Below are 25569 nucleotides of genomic sequence, written 5' to 3' on the forward strand. Positions count from 1 at the left end.
GTGGGGCGGACGCGGCGTCAGCGCTTGGCGTGCCGGCCGCGGCGCCCGGTGCCGCCGCCCCCGGCGGCCGGGTCCTGGCCCTCGTCGTCCCGGGCGGCCGCTTCCTTCTTCGACTTGCTGCGGGCCCGCAGGAACTCGATGCCGATCGGCACCACCGAGATCAGCACGATCAGGACGAGCATCGCCTCGATGTTCTTGTGCACGAACTCGATCTTGCCGAGGACCGCGCCCAGGAGCGTCACCCCGACGCCCCACAGGACGCCGCCGATGATGTTGAACGTGATGAACGAGCGGTAGTTCATCCGGCTCACCCCGGCGATGATCGGCGTGAACGTCCGCACCACGGGCACGAAGCGGGCCAGGATCAGCGACTTGGGACCGTACTTCTCGAAGAACTCGTGGGCCTTCTCGACGTTCTCCTGCTTGAAGAGGCGGGAGTCCGGACGGTTGAAGAGCGACGGGCCGACCTTGCGGCCGAAGAGATAGCCCACCTGGTCGCCGATGACCGCGGCCAGCGCGACCAGTACGCAGACCAGCCACAACGGGGTGTGCAGCTTGCCCGTCGTCACCAGCAGGCCCGTGGTGAACAGCAGGGAGTCACCGGGCAGGAAGAACCCGATCAGCAGCCCGGATTCGGCGAAGACGATGGCCAGCACACCGATCAGCCCGAACTGTCCGATGAGATAGTCCGGGTCCAGCCAGCTCGGTCCGAGCGCAAGCGTATTCAAGGGTCCGGGCTCCAGGATGTGGTGGATGGCGGCTGCGTGGCCGCCCAAAGCTATCAACGCAACGGAGCTCCTCCGGGTTCCACTGGCCCCCGTGGAGATGCACACCGGGCGAACCGGGGCAAAACTCGGTCCCAGGAGGTGCCACACCCATGGGCATTGAGGATTACGGCGGCGGCCAGGCGGCCCAGGCCGATGTGCTGGTCGTCACCACCAACGACGTGCCGGGCCACCAGGTGACCCAGGTCATCGGTGAGGTGTTCGGCCTGACCGTGCGGTCCAGGCACCTCGGCAGCCAGATCGGTGCCGGGCTGAAGTCCATGATCGGCGGCGAGCTGAAGGGGCTGACCAAGACGCTCGTCGAGACCCGCAACCAGGCCATGGAACGACTGGTGGAACAGGCGCGGGCGCGGGGCGCCAACGCGGTGCTGATGATGCGCTTCGACGTGTCGGAGGCCGCCGACGTGGGCACCGAGGTATGCGCGTACGGCACGGCCGCGGTGATCAGCAGGCTCTGATGCCTTACGGGGGACGGGCAGCCCGCCCTGTCCCCCGTAACCGCGCGTCCGGCTACTCCCGGCGGTCCGCGTTGGCGTTGATCGCGTCGTGCAGGTGCTCGGCCAGCGCATCGACTCGTAGAACGCCTTGAACTGCGGCTCTGCGACGTACATCTCGCCGAGCCCCCGGTGGATCTCCGGCGTGCAGTTGTCGTCGAGCAGGGCCGCGATCCCGTCGAGCGGGAAGCCGAGTTGCCGGTAGAACAGGATCTGCTGGAGCCGGTCGAGGTCGGCGTCGTCGTAGCGCCGGTGACCGGCGTGGCTGCGCCCGCTGGGCGAGAGCAGCCCGATGGCGTCGTAGTGGTGCAGCGTGCGCACCGTGACCCCCCGCGAACCCGGCGACCTGTCCCACGGAGTGCTCCATGGCCCCGTGCCCCTTTCCGTGTGCTGGATACGTGACAGAGCCTGCGCCCTGACGTGACGTGAGGTGCAACTCCGACGTGACGTGAGGTGCGACTCCCGCGTCACGCCGGGTGCGACTCCGAAAGGGAGCCACACTCCGCCCGTTTGGAGGGTTATAGGGCTTTTGCCTCGCTATGGTGAGCCGATGTCCACCGATTCCGCTGTCTCCGCCGACCAGGCCCCCGCGCGCAGGCTGCTGCCGCTCCTCGTCCCCGCGCTCGCCGTCGGAGTGGCCTCGGCCCTCGTGCTGCTCGGGGTGAGTCTGCTCGCGGACCGGTTGCAGGACGTGCTCTGGGAGACGCTGCCCGACGCGCTGTCGATCGGCCGGTACTCCTCGCTGTGGATGATCGTGATGCTCACCGCGATCGGGCTGGTGGCCGGGCTGGTCATCCGGGCGGTGCCCGGCCGGGCCGGTCCCGATCCGGCGACCATGGGCCTGGTCGATCCGCCGCTGCCGCCCGGCGTGGTGCCGGGGCTGCTGCTGGTGACGGTGGTGGCGCTGGCGGGCGGGGTCAGCCTGGGTCCGGAGAACCCGATCACGGCGGCGAACATCGCGCTGGCCTTCTGGGCCGGCCGCCGGTTCGCGCCGGGCGCCCCGGCCGAGCTGTGGGTCTCGCTCGCCGCGGCGGGCACCATCGGCGCGCTGTTCGGCACCCCGATCGCCGCCGCGCTGATCCTCACCGAGACGCTGGCCTCGCGACCCGGACCCGGCGCGCTCTGGGACCGGCTCTTCGGGCCGCTCGCGGCCGGCGCGGCGGGCTCCCTCACCATGACGCTGGCCGCCCACCCCAGCTTCGACCTCTCGCTGCCCGCCTACACCCACACGCACTGGGGCGACCTGCTCTCCGCCGTCGTGATCGCCTGCGCGGGGGCGGTGCTGGGACTGGCGGCGGTGTACGCCTTCCCGTACGCGCACCGCGCCTTCCGGGCCCTGCCCAATCCGGTCCTGGCGCTGACCCTGGGCGGGCTGCTGCTCGGGCTGCTCGGCGCCCTGGGCGGGCATCTCACCCTGTTCAAGGGGCTGGAAGAGGTGAAGGAGCTGGCCGCGGACCCGGACGGCTGGTCGGCGGGGCGGTTCGCCCTGATGGCCGTGGTGAAGACCGCGGCCCTGCTGATCGCGGCGACCTGCGGATTCCGCGGCGGGCGGATCTTCCCGGCCGTGTTCTCCGGGGTCGCGCTGGGCCTGTGCGCCCATGCCCTGGTGGACGGGGTGCCGGTGGCCGTCGCGGTGACGTGCGGGGTGCTCGGGGTGCTGCTGGCCGTCACCCGGCAGGGCTGGCTCAGCCTGTTCACGGCCGCGGTGCTGGCCTCCGACATGAACCTGCTGCCGCTGCTCTGCGTCGCCTCGCTGCCCGCCTGGCTGCTGGTGACGGGCCGTCCGCAGATGCAGCTCAAGGAGGACGGCACACCGCTGCGGTGACCCGGGCGGACCCGCCCGGCGCGCCGGGCGCCCGGAGTGTCCGTATGGTCGGATTCGTACGGCCTCGCGGCCAGGAACCGATGAAGGGCAGGCCGGCGATGCCGCTCCACAAGGGCTCACCCCACAGCGAACCGTCCGCGGAGCAGCGCAGGCTGGCCCTCAACCCGTTCTTCGGGGAGACCGATCCCACAGCCGGGATGGAGTCGGCGCCGCCCCGGCACAAGCTGCCGGACAGCGCGCTGCCGCCCGCCACCGCGTACCGGCTGGTCCACGACGAGCTGATGCTCGACGGCAACTCGCGGCTCAACCTCGCCACCTTCGTCACCACCTGGATGGAACCCCAGGCCGGGGTGCTGATGGGCGAGTGCCGCGACAAGAACATGATCGACAAGGACGAGTACCCGCGCACCGCCGAGCTGGAACGGCGCTGCGTGGCGATGCTCGCGGACCTGTGGAACGCCCCCGACCCCGCGACGGCGGTGGGCTGTTCGACGACCGGGTCCAGCGAGGCCTGCATGCTGGCCGCGCTCGCGCTGAAGCGCCGCTGGGCCATCCGCAACGCCGACCGCTATCCGGCGACCGCCCGGCCCAATCTGGTCATGGGCGTGAACGTGCAGGTCTGCTGGGACAAGTTCTGCACGTTCTGGGAGGTCGAACCGCGGCTGGTCCCGATGGAGGGCGACCGCTTCCACCTCGACCCGCAGGCCGCCGCCGACCTCTGCGACGAGAACACCATCGGCGTGGTCGGCATCCTCGGCTCCACCTTTGACGGCTCCTACGAGCCCATCGAGGAGCTCTGCGCCGCCCTCGACGCCCTCCAGGAGCGCACCGGCCTCGACATCCCCGTCCATGTGGACGGGGCGTCCGGGGCGATGGTGGCGCCGTTCCTGGACGAGGACCTGGTCTGGGACTTCCGGCTCCCCCGGGTCTCCTCGATCAACACCTCCGGGCACAAGTACGGGCTGGTCTACCCGGGTGTCGGCTGGGCGCTGTGGCGCTCGCCCGCCGAACTGCCCGAGGAGCTGGTCTTCCGGGTCAACTACCTGGGCGGCGACATGCCGACGTTCGCGCTGAACTTCTCCCGGCCCGGCGCGCAGGTGGTCGCCCAGTACTACACCTTCCTGCGGCTGGGCCGGGAGGGCTACCGGGCCGTGCAGCAGGCGTCCCGGGACGTGGCCCGCGGTCTCGCCGAACGGATCGAGGCCCTGGGCGACTTCCGCCTCCTCACCCGGGGGGACCAGCTGCCCGTGTTCGCGCTGACGACCGCGCCCGAGGTGACGGCGTACGACGTCTTCGACGTGTCGCGGCGGCTGCGCGAGCGGGGCTGGCTGGTGCCCGCGTACACCTTCCCGGCCAACCGGGAGGATCTGTCGGTGCTGCGGATCGTGTGCCGCAACGGCTTCTCCTCCGACCTCGCGGAGCTGCTGCTGGAGGACCTGCGGCTGCTGCTGCCCGAACTGCGCTCCCAGGACCACCCGTTGAGCCGGGACCACGGGGCGGCGACGTCGTTCCACCACTAGAGAGCGCGGTTCACCATTCCGCGAACGACCCGTCGCTGTGGTGCCAGACCGGGTTGCGCCAGCGGTGCCCGGTCTCGGCGGCGCGCCGTACCGCCTTCTCGTCGATGTCGACGCCGAGGCCCGGCCGGGTACCGATGCCGGTGTTCAGTACGTCTGCGCAGGAAGAGCCGGCGCGGGGCGACAGGAAAAGTCTCCAGGGATGTGATCTGCATCCGGTGTCCCCCTCGCAGCGGCCATATATGCCGTGCTTCAGGCCGCCGGTGACCGGGGGTGGCCGGTCACCGGCGGCGAGCCGCGCTCAGCGGGCGGCGGCGCCGGAGTCCCGCTCGTCGACGACCAGGTCGCCGGCCCCCGCGGGGGTCACCGTGTGCTCGGACTTGCCGGCGAGGAGCTGGCCCTCCACCGTGCGGCCGCCCGTGGTGTGGAGCTTGAACCGCACGTCCCACTCGCTCGGCCAGGCGTTGTAGAGGATCGCGTCGTCGTCGGCCCCGGGGTGCAACAGCATCGACTGGAGGGCCGTCTTCGCGATGGCGTGCGCCTCCTGGCCGGGTTCGCCGTCGGCGGATCCGGGGCCGAAGCCGGAGTAGCGCCAGCTTCCGGCACGGAACGCGCCGACGGTCTGGAACTTCGCCTCCGCCGTCAGCCCGAGGTACGCGGCGTGGATGGCGTCGTGCCGCCAGTCCTGGGTGCCGTTGGCGGGGTACTTCCCGCGCCGCTCCCGGTACGAGGCGACCGCCAGGTCGAGGTGGGGCAGTCCGGCGCCGAACAGCCGCATGGGGAAGACCGGGTAGAGGTTCTGGTTGTTGGTGTCGGTGCCGAGGAAGACGTCGTGGGCGGTCTTGAGCCGGTCGCCCGTCCCCCACGCCGTGTCGTTGTCCTGGGCGTTCGTGCCCACCGCCAGGGCGGGGAGGCGGCCCTCCACCTCGGCCCAGTAGGCGAGGTCTGCGGACGTGACGAGCGAGGTCGGCAGCGTCTGCAGCTCGCCGAGTATCCGGTGCAGGCCCGCGGTGTCGGCGGCCGGGTTGTGCAGGTTCCGGTCGCCCTCACCCGAGTACATCGGGTACATCTCGATCTTGCCGTCCTTGTGGTGCCAGTGGGTGTCGTAGAACTTCACGACCTCCCGGGCGATGGGCAGCAGCTTGTCACGGGCGAACGCCGTGTCGTCGGTGTGGGAGTAGTAGTCGAGCATCATCGTGACGATCTCGACGTTGCCCGCGTAGAGCCAGCGGGTGTAGCTGCCGGAGAACCAGCTGTCACCATGGCCCTTGCGGTTCCAGCCGTACTCGCCCCCGACGGCCTGGCCCCACAGGCCCATCACCTCGGGCCACATCGCCCCCTGCGTGGCGGGCAGTTCGACGGCGGAGGGTTCCGCGACGGTCGGTTGGCCCCAGAACGCCTTGACCCTCGCCCTGGCCAGCGGCAACGAGTTGGCGTACTGGTCGAAGTACGGCTGCATCAGGTCGAAGTCACCGGACCCGAGCATGTTCCAGTAGGCGAACCTCTGGTTGAACCCGTGGTAGCTGTTCCACATCCGGAAGTCGGGGTCGTCCGGGTGCCCGGGGGTGAAGAGCGAGCCGTTGAACCGGATCGGCATCGCGGGGGTCCGTCCCGCGACGGCCTGGACGTACCGCGTGTGCAGCCAGCCCTTGGTGACCTTGGTGGCGTCCGCGTCGCCGGTGACGAAGATGTACGAGCGGTTCCAGTACTGGTCCCACCAGCCGCGGTGGTCGGTGCGGAGCTGCTCGACGGGCTTTGCCGCGCTCGCGGCGGCCAGATCGCCGATCTGCTTGCCCCACGTCTGCCGCCACCCCGCGGACGCGTCGATGCTCGAGTGCAGGGTGATGTCGAGCCGGTGCGAGGTGCCGCCCGTGGAGAGCAGCCGGGTCGCGGAGACGCGGTCGAAGCCGTCCCCGCGGACCTGCCCGCCGAACGTGCGGCCGGTGAGCGGGTCGTCCTGGACGGCCGGATCGAGCTTCTGCAAACGCATGATCTCGTCGTACGCCGACGCCCCGTTGTGGTGCGCCCACCTGACGGCCCCGGGCACGTCCTGGACTCCGTCGGCCCAGATCTTCGGCTGGATGCCGACGTAGCCGTCCTCGGTGTTGACGAGGTCCATGAAGGTGAAGGAGCTGGTCGCCGGGGTCGGGTTGTTCTTCGGCCGGAGGTTGGTGAGGGCCACGTCCACCGTGAACGCGCTGGGCGCGTCGCTCTCCACGTGGATCGTCTGCTCGTTCGCACCGGCCCAGATCCGGGTGGTGATCGCCGGGCTGCTGCCCGCGGTGATCACGATCTCGCCCTCGTGGAGCTTGAGCTCCTGGCGGAAGCCGCCGGACTCGAACGGGTTCGGGGAGAAGGTGATGTCGAGCCGTCCGACCTTGGCCAGCCGGACGTTCTCCTCCCAGGCGTCGCCGGCGGTGAGCAGCAGCCGCAGCTGGTTGCCCTCGACCCAGACGTTGGCGGCCTGTACGCCGTTCCCGATGGGCATCGAGCCCGTGATGTCGGTGCTCTTCGACGTCCAGACCTCGTTGTACGCGGGGAGTGAGTCGCCGACGGCGGAGGCGGCCTGTGCCCCCGTACCGGTGGCGCCCGCCGCCGGCTGTGCGGCGATCGCGGACAGGGCACCGGTCGGCAGCATCGCGGCTGCCAGGGCGCCGGCTGTCCGGCCGAGTACCGCCCTGCGCGGGACGTGCGGGGAGTGAGATGTGCGCTTCGGGGCTTCCATGATGTTCTCCCTTGAACTCTCGACGGACATGGCCCGGCACAGCAGGTTCTGCCGGTCAGCCCTTGGTGGCGCCGCCGGTGAGGCCGCGGACGAAGTGCTTCTGGAACGCGAGGTAGAGCACCAGCACGGGCAGGGTCGCCAGGAGCATGAACGCGAACACGGCGCCGAAGTCCTGCTGGTAGGGCCCGATGGACCGGAAGATGCCGACGGTGACGGTGTTGCCCGCTCCCGGGCCCAGGACGAGCAGCGGGGTGAGGAAGTCGTTCCAGACCCATACGCCGAGGAAGATCAGCACACTGGCGGAGGCGGGCCGCAGGAGCGGGAAGACCACCTGCCAGAAGGTCCGGAACAGGCCTGCCCCGTCGACCGCCGCCGCTTCCTCCAGCTCGCGCGGGATCGAGCGGACGAAGCCCATGAAGACGAGCATGGCGAACGGCAGGTAGTACCCGACGTTGACCAGTACGGCCCCCGGCATCGTGTGCATCAGGCCGACCGCGTCGAGGATCCGGGTCACCGGCAGGATGATCACCGCGGGCGGGATCATCAGGCCGGTCAGCATGACGGCGATGACCGCGCGGCTCCACCAGCGGCCCGAGCGCACCAGGCGGTAGGCGGCCATCGCGGCCAGCACGGTGGTGATGAGGATCGAAGCCGCGGTGAGCATGAGGGAGTTGACGAGGCCGTACCAGTAGAGCCCGTCCGGACGGGTCAGCACCTGCTGGAGGTTCTCCAGCGTGGGCGGGGCCGGGAGCGCCAGCGGGGACGCCACGACATCGGCGCTGGGCTTGAAGACGTTGACGAGTGCCACGTAGAGCGGCAGGCAGAACACGCCCGCCACCCCGGTGGCGAACAGCGGCCGCAGCCAGGGGATTCGGGTCTTCACAGGTTCGCCTCTCGTCGTTGCAGGAGCCTCAGCGTGGTGACGCTCGCGATCGCGACGACGACGAGCATGATCCCGGCCATCGCCGACGCCACTCCGGGCCGCTGCTCGGAGAAGGCGGTGCGGACGACGTCGAAGGCGACCGTGGCGGTGCCGTCCGTGCCGGGGCCGCCGTTGGTGAGCACCGCGATCTGGTCGTAGATCTTGAACGAACTGATCATCAGCATCACGGTGTTGATCGTCAGCGCGGGCGCCAGCATGGGCCAGGTGATCGCGCGGAACTGCTGCCAGGGGCCGGCGCCGTCCAGGCTCGCCGCCTCCTCCAGCTCCACCGGGATTCCGGCGAGTCCGGCGAGGTAGACGACGACGGCGAAGCCGAGCATCTGCCAGACCATGATCCCGGACACCGAGTAGAGCGCGTACGACGGATCGGTGAGCCAGCCGGGCGGGTTGTCGACGCCCATGGAGACGAGGGTGCTGTTCAGCAGGCCCTTGTCCGCCAGGATGGAGCGTCCGATCACCGACACCACCACGGCGGAGAGGATGACCGGCGTGAAGTAGACGCTGCGGAGCAGGCTGTAGAGCCGCCCCTGCTTGCGCAGCAGCAGGGCGATCGCGAGGCCGAGCACGTTCGTCAGCAGCACGACGATCACCGTGATGATGACGGTGTTCCACAGGGAGTGCCGGAACCCCTCGTCCTGGATGAGGAGGCGGTAGTTGTCCAGCCCGACGAACGAGGTCTTCGGACGGGTCGCCCGCTCATCGGTCATTCCGATGTAGAGGGTCCAGAGAATGGGTGCGAGGACGAACGCGGTGAAGACCGCGAGGGTCGGCAGGACGAAGACGGCGAAGCCGCCGGCCGAAGGCCATGACCAGGCGGGGCGCTTGCGCGGCCTGCCGCCGGGCCCGGCCGGGGTGGGACCGGGCGGTGCGGCCGGTGCGGAGGCCCCGGCGCCGCCTGTCCCCGTCCGGGAGGGCGAAAGAGGGGTCACTTCGACAGTTCCTTGAACTTCGTGTTCAGCTTCTTGACGAACGTGGGCACGTCGGAGCGGCCGTTGAGCAGATCGGTCAGTGAGGCGTCGACCTCGGTCATGAATCCCGACGGCAGGGCCAGTGAGCCGCCCTCACTGCCGAAGTCGGCCGTCACCTTCCCGCTGGACCGGCCCTTCTCGTAGAGACCGAGGGTCTCGTTGTACAGCGGCGGCAGGTCGGTGGGCGGCTTGTAGCCCTTGAGGGCCACGAACAGTCCGTCGTACCGGGCACCGCCGTCGGCGTTCTGCTTGGAGAACTCGATGGCCCACTTCTTGGCCTTCGCGACGTTCTCGCTCTTGGCGCTCACCGACAGTCCACCGCCGGTGTACGTGGGCATGACGAGCGAGCCGTCCTGCGTGGGCATCGCGAAGACGCCGATCTGCTTCTGCTGCGCCTTGTTGGGGGCGGCCGGGAACCACGAGCCCATCGGGTACATGGCGCCCTTGCCCGCGAGGAAGGCGTCCTGCGCCTCGGCGTAGGTGGCGGACAGGTCGTCGACGTTCTGCTTGCCCGCCAGTGCCTTCATCTTCGTCGCCGCGGAGACGAACAGCGGGTCGCTGAAGTCCGTCTTCCCGGCGGCCAGCTTGTCGAGCCACTTGGGGTCCTTGGCGTAGACCTCGGTGGCCACCAGCTGGGAGAAGGTCCATCGCGGGCCGAGACCGTCCGGCGCTCCGCCGCCGATGACGAACGGTTTGACCCCCGCCTTCTTCAGCTTTCCGACGGCTGCGAGCAGGTCGTTCCAGGTCGCCGGGGGCTTGGCGATGCCGGCCTTCTTGAAGGCCGCCTTCTGGTAATAGATCTGCCAGGTCTGCGAGTTGGTCGGCAGCTGGTAGATGTCGCCGTCGAAGCTGTTCGCGGTCGGATCGTTCCAGTCCGCCAGCTCGGCGCGGCTGAACTTCGCGAGCTTGCCGGACTCGGCCAGTCCGGCCGGGTCCACCGCCACCATGATGTCGGGCAGCGCGCCGGTGGAGTCGAGCTGACGCGCGTACTCGTTGCGCTGCTCGGAGCTGGGCGCGACGAGCTTCTCGATCTTCACCCCCGGCACCTCGGCGTTGGTCCTGGCGATGATGTCGTCCCAGTACTTCGCGGTGAGGTTGGGGGTCTCGAAGGTGAGCAGGCTCAGCTTCACATCACCTCCCCCGCTGCCTCCGCTGGTGCTTCCGCCCCCGACGGAGCAGCCCGTCAGTGCGACGAGACCCAGTGCCGTGGTCATCGCGACCCGGTTAGTCAGCTTGCCCATGGGGCGCTCCTTCAGCCGTCGAACCCCGTGTTGGGCTTCGCTCGAACCAGCAATAATTAAAGTAAGCTTCTTTGCAATATTGCTGAGGTGGGGTCAATCTAGATAGTGTGCCGATGTGCGTCAAGACACCCGCAGGAAACAATCCGCCCAGACCTCGGCCGGCCGATCGGGCGATGCCGGCCTGCTGCGCAAGCTCAACCTCGCAGCCGCCATGCGAGCTTTCCTCGACGCCGAATCGCTGACGGTCAGCGGGCTGCGTACGAGCATCGGCGTCTCACGGCCCACCGCCGACGACGTGCTGGCGACACTGCTGGACCAGGGATTCGTCCGTGCGGCGGTCGAACAGCCGAACGGCGAGAGGTCCGCGGGACGGCCCGCCCGGCACTACGAGGTGGACGCCGAGGCGTTCAACGTCGTCGGGGTCGACATCGGCGCCCACAAGGTGGCGGTGGTCATCTGCGACCTGCGCGGGAACACCGTGTCGGTGCGCCGGCGCAGCGTCGATCCGAACCTCGGACCCGCCGGACGCATCGGCGCCGCGGCTCGCCTGATGGAGACCAGCGTCCGGCAGAGCGGGACGAGCTGGGACCGCATCCGCTCCGTGGGCTGCGGTATCACCGGCACGGTGACCCACGGCTCCGAGGTCAAGGACGTCCGCAACCTGCCCGCGGGCCGGGGCCTCGACGTCTACTCGCTCCCGGGCTTCGACACCATCGACGTGGTCGCGGAGGTCTCGGCGCGCTTCAAGCGCGAGGTGCTGATCGCCAACGACATCCACCTCGCGGCCGTGGCCGAGCAGTGGCAGGGCGCGGCCACCGAGACGCGCGACCTCGTATACATGCATGCCGGCCGCCGCATCGGCTCGGCACTCGTCATCGACGGGCGCATCCACAACGGACGCCACGGCCTCGCCGCCTCCGTCGGTGCCATGAAGATCCTGGGGTGGCCGGAGGCGATGGCCAACCTCGACCGGCAGTGCCGCCGCCTCGCCGGCTCGACCGCCGCCAAGGCCACCGGCGAAGAGGTCCTGGCGCTCTTCGAGGCCGCCGCCGCGGGCAACGACACCGCTGTGCGCACCGTCGACCGCGTCGCAGAGGCCCTCGCCCTGGGTGCCTCGGCCCTCGTGCACGCCGTCGACCCCGACCTCGTCGTGCTCGGCGGCGGCCTGTCCCGGTCGGGGGACGTGCTCGCCGGCCCGTTCCAGCGGCACTTCGCCGAGACCGCCCTCGACGCGCCGGAGATCCGCCTGTCCCTCCTCGGTGACGAGTCCGTCGCGCTCGGCGCGGCCCGGATGGCCCTCGAAGACCTTGAGGCGCGCATGCTCGCCGTGCCGGCCTGACCCGCGTCCCCTTCCCGCATCAAAGGAGTCACCGAATGATCGAGCCCGGACGCGTCGCCGTGCCCGCACCCACCACGCCCGTCTCCGTCTCCGGTCCCGACGGGGCCGGGGCGACGACGATGGTCCTGCTGCCCCGCGCGGACGGCCTGCCCGACATCGGCTGGATAGGCCGGCCCCTGCCGGCGGCGGACATACGGGCCCTGACCGCCCCCGCCTCGGTAGAGACCACGTCGTGGAACGCATGGCTCGTCGGCGCGCCGGTCAGCCTGCTCCCGGAGCACGCGCGCGGATACCTCGGGCGGCCCGCGCTGCTCGGCCACCGCATCGGTCCCGAGGGCCCCGGCAGCGACTGGTCCACCGCCTTCGGCCCCGGTACGGTGCGGTGCGCCGAGGGCTCGCTCACGGTCGAGGCCACCGACCCGGCCGCCGGACTCGCCCTCCGCTTCGAGGCGGAGGCCGTCGCGGGAGGAGGCCTCAGGGTCCGCCACCTCCTGACCAACACCGGCAGCGGCCCCTACGTCCTCGACGCCCTCGACGTCGTCCTGCCGGTACCGACCGGCGCCGGCGAGATCCTCGACTTCACCGGGCGCTGGGCCCGCGAACGGCAGCCCCAGCGCCGCGCGCTCGCGGACGGCCAGTGGGTGCGGGAACACCGCCGCGGTATGCGGGTTCTGGACGGCACCGGCCTGGTCGTCGTCGGCACGCCCGGCTTCGGCTACGGCCACGGCGAGGTACTCGGCGTCCACCTCGCCTGGAGCGGCAACCACCGGTACGCCGTCGAGCAGCTCAGCTCGGGCAGCGCGGTCGTGCGGGCCGGCGAGCTGCTGCACCCGGGCGAACTGGTCCTCGCGGAGGGCGAGACGTACGAGACGCCCTGGGTGCACGCCACCGCCTCCGCACAGGGGCTCGACGGCCTGGCGGACGCGACCCACCAGTACGTGCGGTCGCTCGCGGCGCATCCGGCCACGCCCGCGCCCGTCATGTTCAACCCGTGGGAGGCGGTCTACCTCGACCACGACGTCGACACGCTGACCACGCTCGTCGACACCTCGGCCGAGCTGGGCGCCGAGCGTTTCGTGCTCGACGACGGGTGGTTCACGAACCGCACCACCCTCGCCAGGGGGCTGGGCGACTGGACCCCGGACCCGGCGGTGTGGCCGCAGGGCCTGGCGCCTCTCGTGAACCGGGTGCACGAGAGGGGCATGGAGTTCGGGCTCTGGTGGGAGCCGGAGGCCGTCAACCCCGACTCGGCGCTCTACCGGGACCACCCCGACTGGATCCTGCGCACCGGCGACCGCTCGCCCGTACTGGAGCGCGACTGCTACCTGCTCGACCTCGGCCGGGACGAGGTCCGGGCCCACCTGCTCGACGCCTTCGACCGCCTGGTCGCGGCGCACCGCATCGACTTCGTCAAGTGGGACCACAACCGGGACCTGGTCGACGGCGGCGACTCGCGCGGCGCGGGCCGGGCGGCGTCGCGGCGGCAGACCCTGGCCTTCCGAGGTCTCCTCGACGAGCTGGCCCGCCGTCACCCGGGCGTCGTGTGGGAGAGCTGCGCCTCGGGGGGCGGCAGGATCGATCTGGACGTGCTGGAGCGGGTTCAGAGCGCCTGGGTCTCCGATGTCACCGACCCCCTGTCCCGCCAGTCGATCCAGCACTGGACCGCGCAGCTGGCCCCGCTGGAGTACCTGGGCGCCCATGTCACGGCTCCGGTCTCCCACCAGACCGGCCGGGCCAGCACCCTGGACCTGCGCGCGGCCACGGCCTTCTTCGGGCAGTTCGGCGTCCAGTGGGACCTCACCAAGGTGCCGGCCCAGGAGCTGGAACGCCTCGCCCGCTGGATCGAGCTCTACAAGGAGCACCGCGCCCTCCTCCACACGGGCAGGCTGACGCGCGTCGAACTGCCCGACGGCCTTCTCGCGCAGGGAGTGGTGGCCCAGGACCGCTCGGAGGCGATCTTCTCCTACGCCCAGCTGGACGAGATCGTGCCCGTGCCTCCCCGGCTGCGCATCCCCGGCCTCGACCCGGAACGGAGCTACCGCGCCGCGCTCGTCGCGCCGGACGCTCCCCAGGTGGCCTGGAACGTGACGGGGATGCGGGCCTCCGGTGCCGCGCTCGGAACGCTCGGCCTGCCCGGCCCCGGGCGCGCGCCCCAGAGCGCTGCGCTGGTCCACCTCCGGGCGGTGTGACCTCCGGGCGGTGTGACCTCCGCCGCCGGTGACGGCGGTACGGGATCAGTGGCTCAGCGGCACGGGATCAGTGGTTGAGCCGCGCGAACCGCCGTACCGCCAGCGGGAAGAACACCGCCAGCAGCGCCAACGGCCAGAGCACCGACAGGAGTCCGGCGTGGGCGGCGGCCCAGGAGTCCCCGCCGCCGCCCGGGTTGCCGAACAGGCCGCGTACCGCCGTGGCCGTCGCCGACATCGGGTTCCACTCGACGACCGTGCCCAGCCAGCCCGGCATCGACTCCGGCGCCGCGAACACGTTGGAGAGGAAGCCGACCGGCCAGACCAGGATCTGCACCGCCTGGACCATCTCCGGCCGCCCGGCCACCAGCGCCAGCAGGATGCCGAGCCACAGCATCGCGAACCGCAGCAGCAGGAGCAGCCCCACCGCACCCAGCGCCGCGGCCGCCCCGTCGTGCCACCGCCAGCCCATCGCGTACCCCACCGCGCCCATCACCGCGAGCGCGGCCACCGACTGGAGCATGTCCGCGACCGACCGGCCGACCAGCACCGCGCCGGAGGCCATCGGCATCGAGCGGAACCGGTCCACGACCCCCTTGTTCAGGTCCTGGGTGACCGCGAGCATCGTCGACTCCAGGCCGAAGGCCATGGTGAGCGCGAGCATGCCGGGCACCAGGTACTCGGCCGTGTCCCCCTCGACGCCCCGGCCGCCGCCGACCAGGTAGTTGAACATCAGCAGGAGCATCACGGGGAAGACCAGACCCACCACGACCTGCACCGGCTGCCGCGCCCAGTGCGCCAGTTCGCGCCGGGTCATGGTCCAGGAGTCGGACACCGCCCAGCCCACCGCGCTCATACCGCCACCTCCACGCCGTCCGGCCCGTGCCCGGTCAGGGAGAGGAACACCTCGTCCAGCGTCGGCCGGCGCACCGCGATGTCCTCCGCCTCGATGCCCGCCTCCGCCAGCGCCCGTACGGTCCTGGTGAGCGTCGCCATCCGGTCCCCGGCCGGTGCGCCGGCCAGCCTGCGGTCCCGGTCCAGCACCGCGCCGCCGGCCAGCAGACCGGCCGCCCGGTCGAGATCCGACGCGTCGCGGACGACGACGTCGATCCGGTCGCCGCCGACCCTCGCCTTCAGCTCGTCCGCCGTGCCCTCCGCGGCCACCCGTCCGCCGTCGATCAGCGAGATCCGGTCCGCGAGCTGATCGGCCTCCTCCAGGTACTGGGTGGTCAGCAGTACGGTCGTGCCGCCGCCGACCAGGGAGCGCACGGCCGTCCACACCTCGGCCCGGCCGCGCGGGTCGAGCCCGGTCGTCGGCTCGTCCAGGAAGAGCACCTCCGGGTCCGTGATCAGTGACGCGGCCAGGTCGAGCCGCCGCCGCATGCCGCCGCTGTACGCCGCGACCGCCTTGCGGCCGGTGTCCGCGAGGCCGAACCGCTCCAGCAGCTCGTCCGCCCGGACGCCCGCCCGGCGTGCGCCCAGGTGGTACAGCCGCCCGAACATCTCCAGGTTCTGCCGGCCGCCGAGCCGCTCGTCGACCGCCGCGTGCTGCCCGAGCAGCCCGATCCGGCGCCGGACCCGGCCCGCCTGATGCCGTACGTCGTACCCCGCCACCCGCGCCCGGCCGCCGTCGGGCCGCAGCAGCGTGGACAGGATGCGGACCGCGGTGGTCTTTCCCGCGCCGTTGGGGCCGAGCACCGCGTGCACGGTGGAGCGGGCGACCGCGAGGTCCAGGCCGTCCAGGGCCCGCTTCGCGCCGTATCGCTTGTGCACTCCTTCGACGACGATCACGTCGGTCAAAATCGTCACACCCTCTCGTAGTCAAACTTGACTAGCGAGGGAAAGGTAACCGCTCGTACCGCATTCGTCAAACTTGATTAGTGAGCGTCCCCGGGATCGGCCACCCCGGTCGCGTAAGGGTTCTCCTCGCCCTCGGCCAGTACGCCGACGAACGGCTCGCCCTCGCCCGCGAAGGTGTAGGCGCCGCCCTCGATCCGGGCGATCAGCCCGCGCGTCCACTCGGCGCCCGCGTCCGCAGAGTGCACCCACATGTTCATGATCTCGCCGATGTGGCCGATCGACTCGGGGCCCGCCTCCGGCGTGTAGAACTCGGTGACCGACGTCCGCCACCTGGCCAGGCCCGCCACCCGCTCCTTGAGCAGCGACACCGCCTCCGACCGCTCCAGGTCGACGATGCCACCCAGCCCCGCCGAGAGCACGTCCAGCTTCTGGTCGTACGAGGTGAGCGCCGCGCGCAGCAGCGTGAAGTACTCCGCGTCACCCTGCTCGGTGATCTCGTACTCGGTGCGCGGCGGGCCGCCCGCCGTGCTCGGGGCGACCTCGTGGGCGATCAGGACGCCCTGCTTCGCCATCTGCTTCAGTGCGTGGTAGATCGAGCCCGGCTTGGCGCTGGACCACTCGTGGGCGCCCCAGTACTCCAGGTCGTTGCGGATCTGATAGCCGTGCGCCCGGCCGTGTTGCCGCACGGCACACAGGACCAGCAGCCGGATCGCGGACATACCCACACACCTCTCTACTCAACTTTGATGAGAGTAGCGGTGCGTGATTCGGAGCGGGAAAACGCTCCGGTCCGGAGAGCTCTTCGGTTCAGAGCGGGAAGACGCTCCGGCCGTGCTGGATCGAGATCCACTTCTGGGTGGTGAAGGCGTCCACCGTCGCGTCGCCGTTCAGCCGGCCGGAACCGGAGTCCTTCTCGCCGCCGAAGGCGACCAGCGGGTCGTCCTGGACAGTGGCGTCGTTGACGTGGAACATCCCGCTGCGGATCCGCCGGGCGAACCGCACGCCGCGCTCCACGTCCGCGGTGTGCACGGCGCCACTGAGTCCGTACGGGCTGTCGTTGGTGATCCGTACGGCCTCCGCCTCGCCGTCGAAGGTGACCAGCAGCGCCACCGGGCCGAAGATCTCCTGGGAGAGCAGCGGGGAGTCCTCCGCGAGTCCGGCGAGCACGGTGGGCTCCACGAGGTTGCCCCGGGTGCGGCCACGGACCAGCGCCGTGGCGCCCTCGGCGACCGCCTGGTCGACCAGCGCGGTCAGGGCGTCGGCCTGGAAGGTGTTGATGACCGGGCCGATCTGGGTGTCCGGATCGCGCGGGTCGCCGGTCCGCAGCGCCGCCACCCGGGCGGTGAACTTCTCGGTGAACTCCGGGGCGACGGCCCGGTCCACCAGAATGCGGTTGGCGGCCATGCAGACCTGGCCCTGGTAGACGAAGCGGCTGAAGACGGCGGCGTCCACCGCGTAGTCGATGTCCGCGTCGTCGAGCACCACCAGGGCGCTGTTGCCGCTGAGTTCGAGGATGGTGCGCTTGAAGAGCGCGCCCGCCGTCGCGCCGACATGGCGGCCGACCCGGTCAGAACCGGCGAAGGAGATCACCTTGGGGACGGGGTGCTCTATGAACGCGTCGCCTATCTCGGCTATGTCGGTGATCAGGACGTTGAGGAGTCCGGCCGGGAGCCCCGCGTCGTGGAAGATCCTGGCGACCAGCCCGCCGCCGACCACCGGGGCGTTCTGGTTGGGCTTGACGACGACCGCGTTGCCGAGCGCCAGGGCCGGCGCGACCGACTTCATCGTCACCAGGAAGGGGAAGTTGAAGGGGCTGATGACACCGACGACCCCGACGGGCCGCCGGATGAGCCGGTTCTCCTTGCCGTCCACCGGAGAGGCCAGAATCCGGCCGCCGGGGACCAGCGCCTGACGGGCGGCCTCGCGCAGGAACTCCTGGGCGGCGCGCAGTTCGTAGTACGCCTTGGCCCGGGTGCCGCCCAGCTCGTCGATGATGGCCTCGACGATCTCGTCGGCCAGTTCCTCGGTGATGCGCAGGGCCCGTTCCATCACCCGGGCGCGCTCGTACGGGCTTTTGGTGACCCAGGTCCGCTGGGCGCGCTCGGCGGCGCGGTAGGCGAGGTCGACCTCCGCCGCGGTGGCGATGGTGATGGCCGCGAGCTTTTCCCCGTTGTAGGGATTGAAATCGATGATGTCCCACGAGCCGGTCCCGGTGCGCCATTCACCGTCGATGTACTGGTCGGCCAGCTCGTGGAAGAAGGACATGCGATCCCTTACTGCAGGTGCAGACTCCTGTGGGGGTGTCATGGTACTGAAATATCAGGTGAGTTGGAGTAGACCACGGAGCAGATCGCGGCTCTCTTCAGGACCCGGGCTGTCCGCGTGGAGCCGCACCATCGCCTTTTCGTACTGGGCGACTTCCTCGGCCTTGTCCAGATAGAGCGCACTTGTCAGCTGCTCCAAATAGACAATGTCCGACAGATCGGATTCCGGGAACCGCAGCATCGTAAAGGAACCGCTCTCGCCCGCGTGCCCGCCGAAACTGAAGGGCATCACCTGGAGAGTCACGTTCGGCTGTTCCGACATTTCGATCAGATGCCGCAATTGCTCGCGCATCACCTCGCGTCCGCCGTACGGACGGCGCAACGCCGCCTCGTCCAGCACCGCGTGGAAGCGCGGGGCCCGCTCCGCGACGAGCGCTTTCTGGCGCTCCAGCCGCAGCGCGACCCGGCGGTCGATCTCGGCGGCCGGGGCGCCGCGCATGCCCCGGGAGACGACCGCGTGGGCGTAGCCCTCGGTCTGCAACAGGCCGTGGACGAACTGGACTTCGTAGATCCGGATGAGCGAGGCCGCTCCTTCCAGACCGATATACGTCTGGAACCAGCCAGGCAGCACATCACCGAAACTGTGCCACCAGCCCGCCACGTTGGCCTCACGGGCCAGGCCGAGCAGGGAGTCGCGCTCCACCTCGTCCGTGACGCCGTAGAGCGTGAGCAGGTCCTCGACGTCCCTGGCCTTGAAGCTCACCCGTCCCAACTCCATGCGGCTGATCTTCGATTCGGAAGCCCGGATGGAGTAGCCGGCCGCCTCACGGGTGATACCGCGCGAGTCACGCAGCCGTCTGAGCTGTGAGCCCAGCAGGATGCGCCGCACCACGGATCCACTCGACTCGCCTGCCGCCACTGGTCCAACCCTCCCCATCGCTTCCCTGGCATCGGGGCTCCCCCTGAACCCCAGGGGCGGATTCTGCCATCAAAACGCTTCAGCCCGTACTCATTCGATTACGGAAATGGGAAGACTTGCCCAAGACTCCAAAACTGCCCCGGGGAAGAAATGAGCCAGAACCGGCACGGGGTCGGACAGGTCAGGCGCGTGCACGTGCATCTGCCCTTGCATCTGCCCTGCGCATTCGGAACCATGGGCGTCGCGCACCTGCGTGCTCGTTCGTGTTGTGCCGCTGTACCCGAGTACCGCAGTACCGAGACAGCCGCGAATCCCGGGAGTGCCTCGCATGGGGACGAATGGATCGACGATGCTCGATTTCGAGCCGTTAAGGCAGGGGCTTCCCCCCATCGATCCCTCCGCCGTCTCCGGATCAGCCACCTGCACCCTGCCCGCCCGTTACGAGGCCGTGGGCGGGGCCAGGCAGTTCACCAGATCGACGCTGACGGGCTGGGATCTCAGCGAGCGGTTCGACGATGTCGCCCTCGTGGTCTCCGAGTTGGTCACCAACGCCCTGCGGCACGCGCTGCCCGCCGACGTCCCGCGCGAATCGCAGGACCCGCCGGTACGGCTGCACCTGATGCGCTGGACCTCGCGGCTGGTGTGCGCGGTACGGGACCCGAGCCAGTCGAGCCCGGTGGCGTCACAGGCCGCCGACTCCGCGGAGTCGGGCCGCGGGCTGTTCCTCGTGGAGTCCTTCAGCGATTCCTGGGGCTGGCACCCCTCGCCCGCGCTGGGTACGGACGGCGCCTGCGGCGCGGCCCTACGCGGAAAGGTCGTCTGGGCGCTCTTCCGGCTGTCCGACCCGGCGTGACATCCCGCCGGCCCCGACCGGACGCCGTCGCGCGCGACGGCGGGGCGCACCAGGGGCGCGACCGGGCGGAGTTCAGCCCTCCGCTATGAGGTGGTCGAACTCCCCGTCCTTGACGCCGAGAAGCAGCGCCTCTATCTCGGCCGGCGTGTAGACCAGCGCCGGCCCGTCGGGGTGGCGCGAATTACGCATCGCCACATCCCCGTCGGGCAGTTTCGCGAACTCCACGCAGGATCCCTGCGAGTTGCTGTGTCTGCTCTTCTGCCAGGCGACTCCGCGAAGCTCTGTCGCCGCCATGCCGTTGTACACGTGGTGCACAGGACGCTCCCCGAGTTGCAAGGTGCAAGTGTCAACTGTCTCGGATCATAGCTGTGTTCAAATTCCTATGCATGAGCGGATGCATGCGCAGATGCACGTGCACGGGCGGTGTTCCCTTGATTACAGCTTCTCGTGCGAGAGAACTCCTAAGAGAGACGGACGACGGGCCCGTTCCGCTCCGATTCCGCGAGTTGGCCGCCCGAAGCCCGTTGCGACCCACTGGTAGCTTGGTTGGCCGTTCGTCATCCAGGGGGAATTCCAGATGCGCAAACTCGTACGTACCGGTGCAGTTGTCGTCACCGGCCTGCTGACCGCGCTCGCGCTCACCGGCTGCGGCAGTGACAACGACAAGCCCGACTCCGACTCCGACAAGGGCTCCGGTTCCGCCTCTGCGCCGACGCCGGACCACAGCGACGGCTCCTCGACGGGCGGCGGGGACGGCGCGTCCGGCGGCGGACCCGAGGCGCTGGAGGGCGCCTGGGCCGGGCAGACCGACGGCAAGGCCGTGGTGCTGTCCGTCGCGCACGGCAAGGCCGTCGTCGTCGCCGACTCCCATGTCTGCTCGGGCAGCGCGAAGGGGACGGACAAGGTGACGCTGGAACTCAGGTGCGCCGACGGCGACACCGGCCGGACCGCCGGAACCATCGAGTCCAACGACGGAAAGACGGTCGTCGTCGCGTGGGACGGCGGCACCAAGGACTCCCTCGGCAAGACCGACGCCGACTCGCTCGAAGGACTGCCCGGCCTGCCGACCCCGTAACACCCGGCTCGGCAGCACCCGGCCCCCGCGACTCCCCGACTGCGCACGTCCTTCGGCCGCGACTCAGTCCCCCGGCCCGGCGGGCGCGCCGGGTGCCTCGGGCCGGGGGCCGTCGTCGTCCAGGCCCCGGGAGAACTCCTCCAGCGCTTCGAGCAGGAGACCGGCCCCGTTGCGCACGACCGGGTCCGCCGCCCCCTCGCGCAGCCGCTCCCGCTCGTCCCACTCCTCCAGCGCGTCCCGCACCTGCCCCCAGTCCGGCACCCGCCGCTCCCGCACCGCTTTCGCGCCCTGGTCCGTGGCCCGGCGCAACGCCTCGGCCAGCGGGCCGGCCTCCGGTACGGGGGTGGCGCCGCCCTCCGGGAGGTGTGCCTCCATCAGCATCGCGACCCGGCCCAGCTGGGACAGGGCGTGCTGGGTGTCGCCGGCCGCGGCGTGCGACAGGCCGCGGTGGCGCACCGGTTCGTGCTGGGCGGTGGCCACCGCCTCCTGCCAGGCGACCCGGGCCGCCCGGGTGCGCAGCAGCGCCTCGCGCACGTCGTCGTGGCCCCGCTCCGCCGGCTCCGCGTACTGGTCCACGACCGAGGCGGCGTACCGGCCGTCCTCCTTGAGCCAGTCACCGAGCCGGTTGCGCAGCCGAGGGGTCTCCCACGCCGGGTAGACGGCGTACGAGATCATCGCGAGGAGGCCGCCGCCGAGGGTGAGGACGAGCCGTTCCAGCACGGTCTGCGACCAGTCGTCGCCCGCCATGCCCAGCAGGAAGACGACGTACGCGGCGACGCAGGCCTGTCCGACCGAGTAGCCGGTGCGCATCAGCAGGTACATCAGCAGGGCGCAGACCACGGCGAGCGCGGCGGACAGCCCCACGCCCGGGTGGGCGGTCTGCACGATCACGGTCGCGACGAAGACCCCGACGACCGTGCCGCCGAAACGGGCCACGGAGCGTTCGTACGTCCGGGAGAACTCCGGCCGCATCACCATCACGGCCGTCATCGGCGCCCAGTAGCCGTGGCCGTAGGGCAGCACGGTGCCCAGCAGGTAGCCGCCGGCGGCGACGGCGGAGACCCGGATGGCGTGCCGCAGGATCGGGGAGCCGGGGTGCAGCTCGCGGCGCATCGAACCGAGCACGACCGGGACCAGCCGCAGCAGGGTGGGGCGCCGCTGGTGCTCGGTCTGCCGCCGGCCCCGGCTCGCCGTGATGGCGTCGGCGGTCTCCTCGGCCTGGGCCCGCTCCTCCTTGGTGCCGTCGCCCTCGGCCGCCTCGATCACGTCGGAGAGCAGGTCGGCGAGGCGGTCGGCGGCGCGCAGCGGCGGCCCGGTGAGCAGCGCCCCGGTGTCGGGGGTCTTCAGCGCGGCGACGGCGGGCGCGGGGAGCCGCACCGGATCGCCGTGCCGGATCGCCCTGGCCGCGGCGTCGAGCAGCGATCCGGCGGCGGCGAGCAGCTCACGGACCCGGTCGCGCTCCGGGCCCTCGGCCGGTACGCCCATGGCCGGGTCCGCGAGGGAGGCGAGCACCGGCCTGATCCGCTCGGCGACCCCGCGTGAGCCGTGCAGTTCGGCCGGGCGGCGGCGGGCCTGGCGCGGGGTGACGGCGGCCGCGCTGCGGGCCTCCATCAGCGGCAGCGGGTCGAAGTGGGCGACCGGGTCGTGGCGCAGCCTGCGGGCGTAGTCCGCCTCCGCGGCCAGCGCGTCGGCCAGCGCGTCGCGCTGGGCACCCCATCTGCGGACCGGGAACAGCACGATCAGCGCCGCCTGGACCACCCCGCCGAACGCGATCACCGCCCCGTGCAGGGCCGCCTGAGCGATGGAGGTGGGCAGGGTGATCGTCACCAGCATGATCGCGACGTTGGACGCGGCGATGATGCCGCCGGTCGGACCCGCCGCCCAGGCGAGCCCTGCGACGAAGGTCCAGAGCACCAGCAGGAGCATGAAGAGCGGCAGGTGGGAGCCGGTGACGTAGCCGAGGAACGTGGAGATGGCGAGACTCGCACCGGAGACCAGGGCGAGCACAGGGCGGGGCCGCCAGCTGCGCTGGAAGGTGGCGATGGCCGCCTGGAACGCGCCGAAGGCGGCGCCGGCCGCGACGACCGGACCGAACAGGGCCAGGGTCACGCCGATCACCAGGGCGAGACCGGCCGCGCCCCGGATCGCGATCAGCGGTTCGAGGCGCCGCCGCTCGATCGTCAGCCCCGAGCGGGCGGTCTCCTTCAGCGCCCGGAGCCAGCTCATGCCGAGAGCCTAACCGGATTTACCGTTATGCCCGAGTTGTCACAGTTGAAAGAGTTGCCGTGGTCACGTGCGCGGGGTCCGGCGGTCCCGGCCGGAGATCTCCGGGGCGTCCGCGCCCATCCTGGCCCGGTCGGCGGCGGCCGTGCCGTGGGTCCAGCCGTCCGGGTCGATGGCGCCCCGCACCCGGGTGGTCGTGGTCTGCGGGAACATCCGCTCCGCGGTGTCCGTGACCGCCATGTCGCGGGCGGCCAGCACGGGCAGCAGACCGGGGTCCGTCGCGGTGGGCGGTCCGGCCGCGGCGCCCTCGGCGTCGGCCTCCGCGGTGGCGCGGGCGGTGCCCTCCGCCAGCCGGCGGCCCAGCCGCTGGGCGTACGCCATCAGGAAGGACTGCCGGAAGGTCTTGGTCCGTTTGCGCCCGCCCGCCCGCTGGCCCGCCTCCGCCCTGGTCATCGCGACGGTGCCCTGCACCAGCAGCGAGGTGTGCAGGAGTTCCACGGCCGCCAGGTCCGGTTCGAAGCCGACGACCGTCGAGAAGCCGAGATCGCTGTTCCACACGGCCCGGCAGCGGTTCGCGGAGGCGACGGCGTCGAGCAGGATCGCCTTCGCCGTCTCGTACGGGGCGTCCACCCCGATCCGGCAGGCGCCCGGCGCGCGGTCGCTGTGGGTACGGGCGGCGAGCAGCGCCTCGTCGATGCTGTGCCGGGCCATCAGCTCCTGCGCCTTGGTGGTGAGCGCCTCCGCCTCCTCGGGGAACCCGGTCGCCTCCGCCTTGGCCAGCAGCGCCCTGATCCGGGTCAGCATGCGGGGTTCGTCGTGGGCGGGCGGCAGGCTCAGCCCGTCGCGCGGCGCCCCGGGCGGGGGCCCGACGGGTTCGATGGCGGGCAGCCGCAGCAGCAGCCGGCAGAGCCCGAGGAACGCGGAGGCGTACGAGAACCGGTCGGGCCGGCCCGGCCGCGGCGCCGGCGGCAGCTCGTCCAGCTGGGACTGCCAGCGGGGCGGCAGCCGCTCGTACCGCCGCACCTCAGAGGTGATCAGCCCGGCGGCCAGCGCGGCCCCGTGCTCGTCGAGTTCGCGGCGGACGACCCGTACGAGATCGGCGGGCAGCCAGCCGCGCTCCCAGGCCCGCCGGACGAACTCCTCGCCGCGCCGCAGCAGCTCGCCGTCGCTCGCCGGGTCCGCGGCGAGGAGCGAGGCCCCGGTGTCGAGACCGGCGTCGCCGTCCGAGTAGAGGGCGGCCGCGAATGCCTGGTCGATCACCGATTCCATGAGGTCAGGGTAGGCGTGGCGGATTCGGTGGAGTCGGCGGAGGTGGCGGGGGCTGTGGAGGCGGCGGAGTTCGTCCACAGCCTGTGGACGAACTCCGCCGCTCGTGAGCCGCGGCCCGCCCGCAGCCGGTCACGGCAGGAGGACGAGCTTCCCCCGTACGTGCCCCGCCTCGCTCAGCCGCTGCGCGTCGGCCGCGTCGACCAGCGGCAGGGCCCGCTCGACCGGCACCCTCAGCTCGCCGTCCGCCGCCAGCCGGGCGTGCTCGGCCAACTGCTCCGCGGACCCGGGTGAACCTGCGGAGAAGGGGATGCCGTGCTCGGCCGCCGCCGGGTCCGCGATGGTGATGATCCGGTCCGTGGTGCCGCCGCGCAGCTCGATGGAGTCCGGCAGCGCACCGCGCCCCGCCACGTCGAAGACCGCGTCCACCCCCTGGGGAGCGGCTTCGCGGACCCGGCCGACCAGCCCGTCCCCGTACTCCACCGGGGTCGCGCCGATCACCCGCAGGTAGTCGTGGTTGGCGGCGGACGCCGTACCGATCACCGTCGCGCCCCGGGCCACCGCCAGTTGCACCGCCGCCGATCCGACGGCTCCGGCCGCCCCGTGCAGCAGGAGCGTGTCGCCCTCGGCCACCGCGAGCTCGTCCAGGACGCGCTGGGCGGTGTCCGCCGCGATGGTCAGCGCGGCCGCGTCCTGCCAGCTCAGCCCGGCCGGCTTGGGCGCGACGCGGGTGGCGTCGGCCAGCACGTACTCCGCGTAGGAACCGGTGACGCTGCGGCCCAGCACCTCGTCGCCCACCTCGACACCGGTGACCCCTTCCCCGGTCCGGTCGACCACTCCGGCGAACTCGACGCCCGGGATCGCCGGGAGCGAGGTCGGGACCATCTCCCGCATCCAGCCGCGCCGGATCTTGTAGTCCATGGGATTCACCCCGGCGGCCATGACCTTCACCCGCACCTGTCCCGGACCGGGATGCGGGTCCTCGACCCGGGCGGGATGCAGGACCTCGGGTCCGCCGAACTCCTCGAAAACGATCGCTTCCATCGCGCCTGTCCCCTCGGTGGGTGCTCGGGGGCCCCGGAGCAGGCCCTTACCGATCTTCCCGTCTGCGACCCGCCCGCGCACGTCGCCTCGCGCTGTCAGTCC

At 71.2% G+C, this 25569-nt stretch carries 21 protein-coding genes and 2 pseudogenes; 7 read left to right on the plus strand and 16 right to left on the minus strand.

The window, feature by feature from the left end:
- Positions 1-17: 17 nt before the first annotated feature.
- Positions 18-728: a DedA family protein gene (locus OG892_RS17585; protein ID WP_073733773.1), complete on the minus strand. Its 711-nt coding sequence runs from the start codon at positions 726-728 to the stop codon at positions 18-20.
- Between the two features lie 149 nt (positions 729-877).
- Here OG892_RS17585 and OG892_RS17590 point away from each other — a divergent pair, with 149 nt between their 5' ends.
- Positions 878-1243: a YbjQ family protein gene (locus OG892_RS17590; RefSeq protein WP_073733657.1), complete on the plus strand. Its 366-nt coding sequence runs from the start codon at positions 878-880 to the stop codon at positions 1241-1243.
- Between the two features lie 168 nt (positions 1244-1411).
- Here OG892_RS17590 and OG892_RS17595 read toward each other — a convergent pair.
- Positions 1412-1646 (minus strand): annotated as a pseudogene (locus tag OG892_RS17595) (MerR family transcriptional regulator); the annotation flags it as partial.
- A gap of 183 nt (positions 1647-1829) precedes the next feature.
- Here OG892_RS17595 and OG892_RS17600 point away from each other — a divergent pair.
- Together OG892_RS17600 and OG892_RS17605 are read left to right on the plus strand one after the other, a co-directional pair.
- Positions 1830-3104, plus strand: a complete 1275-nt coding sequence (locus OG892_RS17600) for an ion channel protein (protein WP_371629646.1) — start codon at positions 1830-1832, stop codon at positions 3102-3104.
- A gap of 98 nt (positions 3105-3202) precedes the next feature.
- A complete protein-coding gene (locus OG892_RS17605) occupies positions 3203-4624 on the plus strand; it encodes a glutamate decarboxylase (protein ID WP_073733772.1) in 1422 nt (473 codons plus the stop codon).
- A 10-nt stretch (positions 4625-4634) separates the two neighbouring features.
- Here the strand turns inward: OG892_RS17605 and OG892_RS17610 are convergent.
- From OG892_RS17610 to OG892_RS17630, 5 genes and pseudogenes are all read right to left on the minus strand, one after another.
- Positions 4635-4754, minus strand: a pseudogene (locus tag OG892_RS17610) (D-galactonate dehydratase); the annotation flags it as partial.
- Positions 4755-4922: 168 nt separating this feature from the next.
- Entirely contained in the window at positions 4923-7346 is a 2424-nt protein-coding gene (locus tag OG892_RS17615; RefSeq protein WP_371629647.1) for a DUF5703 domain-containing protein, read from the minus strand.
- Positions 7347-7401: 55 nt separating this feature from the next.
- Positions 7402-8229 (minus strand): carbohydrate ABC transporter permease, encoded by an 828-nt coding sequence (locus OG892_RS17620; protein WP_073733653.1) that lies wholly within the window; start codon positions 8227-8229, stop codon positions 7402-7404.
- A complete protein-coding gene (locus OG892_RS17625) occupies positions 8226-8996 on the minus strand; it encodes a carbohydrate ABC transporter permease (protein ID WP_079193247.1) in 771 nt (256 codons plus the stop codon). Before OG892_RS17625 ends, OG892_RS17620 begins: the two co-directional genes overlap by 4 nt.
- 218 nt (positions 8997-9214) lie before the next feature.
- Positions 9215-10498 (minus strand): ABC transporter substrate-binding protein, encoded by a 1284-nt coding sequence (locus OG892_RS17630; RefSeq protein WP_371629648.1) that lies wholly within the window; start codon positions 10496-10498, stop codon positions 9215-9217.
- Between the two features lie 115 nt (positions 10499-10613).
- Between OG892_RS17630 and OG892_RS17635 the strand changes: the two genes are divergently transcribed.
- Together OG892_RS17635 and OG892_RS17640 are read left to right on the plus strand one after the other, a co-directional pair.
- Positions 10614-11837 (plus strand): ROK family transcriptional regulator, encoded by a 1224-nt coding sequence (locus tag OG892_RS17635; protein ID WP_073733651.1) that lies wholly within the window; start codon positions 10614-10616, stop codon positions 11835-11837.
- Positions 11838-11872: 35 nt separating this feature from the next.
- Positions 11873-14026 carry an alpha-galactosidase gene (locus OG892_RS17640; protein WP_371629649.1) on the plus strand — a complete coding sequence of 718 codons (2154 nt, stop codon included), beginning with the start codon at positions 11873-11875 and terminating at the stop codon, positions 14024-14026.
- A gap of 67 nt (positions 14027-14093) precedes the next feature.
- Here OG892_RS17640 and OG892_RS17645 read toward each other — a convergent pair whose 3' ends face one another.
- The 5 genes from OG892_RS17645 to OG892_RS17665 form a co-directional block, all read right to left on the minus strand.
- Positions 14094-14879 (minus strand): ABC transporter permease, encoded by a 786-nt coding sequence (locus tag OG892_RS17645; protein WP_073733649.1) that lies wholly within the window; start codon positions 14877-14879, stop codon positions 14094-14096.
- Positions 14876-15823, minus strand: coding sequence for an ATP-binding cassette domain-containing protein (locus OG892_RS17650; RefSeq protein ID WP_073733648.1), 948 nt, complete (start codon positions 15821-15823; stop codon positions 14876-14878). The genes OG892_RS17645 and OG892_RS17650 overlap by 4 nt, the downstream gene beginning before the upstream one ends.
- A 77-nt stretch (positions 15824-15900) precedes the next feature.
- On the minus strand, positions 15901-16542 hold the full coding sequence (locus OG892_RS17655) for a PadR family transcriptional regulator (protein ID WP_073733647.1): 642 nt from the start codon (positions 16540-16542) through the stop codon (positions 15901-15903).
- Between the two features lie 88 nt (positions 16543-16630).
- Complete coding sequence (locus tag OG892_RS17660) at positions 16631-18088, minus strand: aldehyde dehydrogenase family protein (RefSeq protein WP_327337636.1); 1458 nt, start codon at positions 18086-18088, stop codon at positions 16631-16633.
- A gap of 54 nt (positions 18089-18142) precedes the next feature.
- Positions 18143-19024, minus strand: a complete 882-nt coding sequence (locus tag OG892_RS17665; protein ID WP_073733645.1) for a helix-turn-helix transcriptional regulator — start codon at positions 19022-19024, stop codon at positions 18143-18145.
- Between the two features lie 310 nt (positions 19025-19334).
- Between OG892_RS17665 and OG892_RS17670 the strand changes: the two genes are divergently transcribed.
- The gene (locus tag OG892_RS17670) at positions 19335-19859 is read left to right on the plus strand and encodes an ATP-binding protein (protein WP_328866537.1); all 525 of its coding nucleotides are present in this window, start codon (positions 19335-19337) and stop codon (positions 19857-19859) included.
- A 72-nt stretch (positions 19860-19931) separates the two neighbouring features.
- On the opposite strand, the gene OG892_RS17675 is transcribed toward OG892_RS17670, so the two are convergent.
- Positions 19932-20174 carry a DUF397 domain-containing protein gene (locus OG892_RS17675; protein WP_073733643.1) on the minus strand — a complete coding sequence of 81 codons (243 nt, stop codon included), beginning with the start codon at positions 20172-20174 and terminating at the stop codon, positions 19932-19934.
- Positions 20175-20436: 262 nt separating this feature from the next.
- On the opposite strand from OG892_RS17675, the gene OG892_RS17680 reads away from it, so the two are divergent.
- Complete coding sequence (locus OG892_RS17680) at positions 20437-20934, plus strand: hypothetical protein (protein ID WP_371629650.1); 498 nt, start codon at positions 20437-20439, stop codon at positions 20932-20934.
- Positions 20935-20997: 63 nt separating this feature from the next.
- On the opposite strand, the gene OG892_RS17685 is transcribed toward OG892_RS17680, so the two are convergent.
- From OG892_RS17685 to OG892_RS17695, 3 genes are all read right to left on the minus strand, one after another.
- A complete protein-coding gene (locus tag OG892_RS17685; protein ID WP_371629651.1) occupies positions 20998-23160 on the minus strand; it encodes an FUSC family protein in 2163 nt (720 codons plus the stop codon).
- Positions 23161-23223: 63 nt separating this feature from the next.
- On the minus strand, positions 23224-24426 hold the full coding sequence (locus OG892_RS17690) for a DUF2786 domain-containing protein (protein WP_371629652.1): 1203 nt from the start codon (positions 24424-24426) through the stop codon (positions 23224-23226).
- A gap of 129 nt (positions 24427-24555) precedes the next feature.
- Entirely contained in the window at positions 24556-25467 is a 912-nt protein-coding gene (locus OG892_RS17695; RefSeq protein ID WP_073733640.1) for an NADP-dependent oxidoreductase, read from the minus strand.
- Between the last annotated feature and the right edge of the window lie 102 nt (positions 25468-25569).

The sequence above is a fragment of the Streptomyces sp. NBC_00341 genome (assembly GCF_041435055.1).
Taxonomy (GTDB): Bacteria; Actinomycetota; Actinomycetes; order Streptomycetales; family Streptomycetaceae; genus Streptomyces.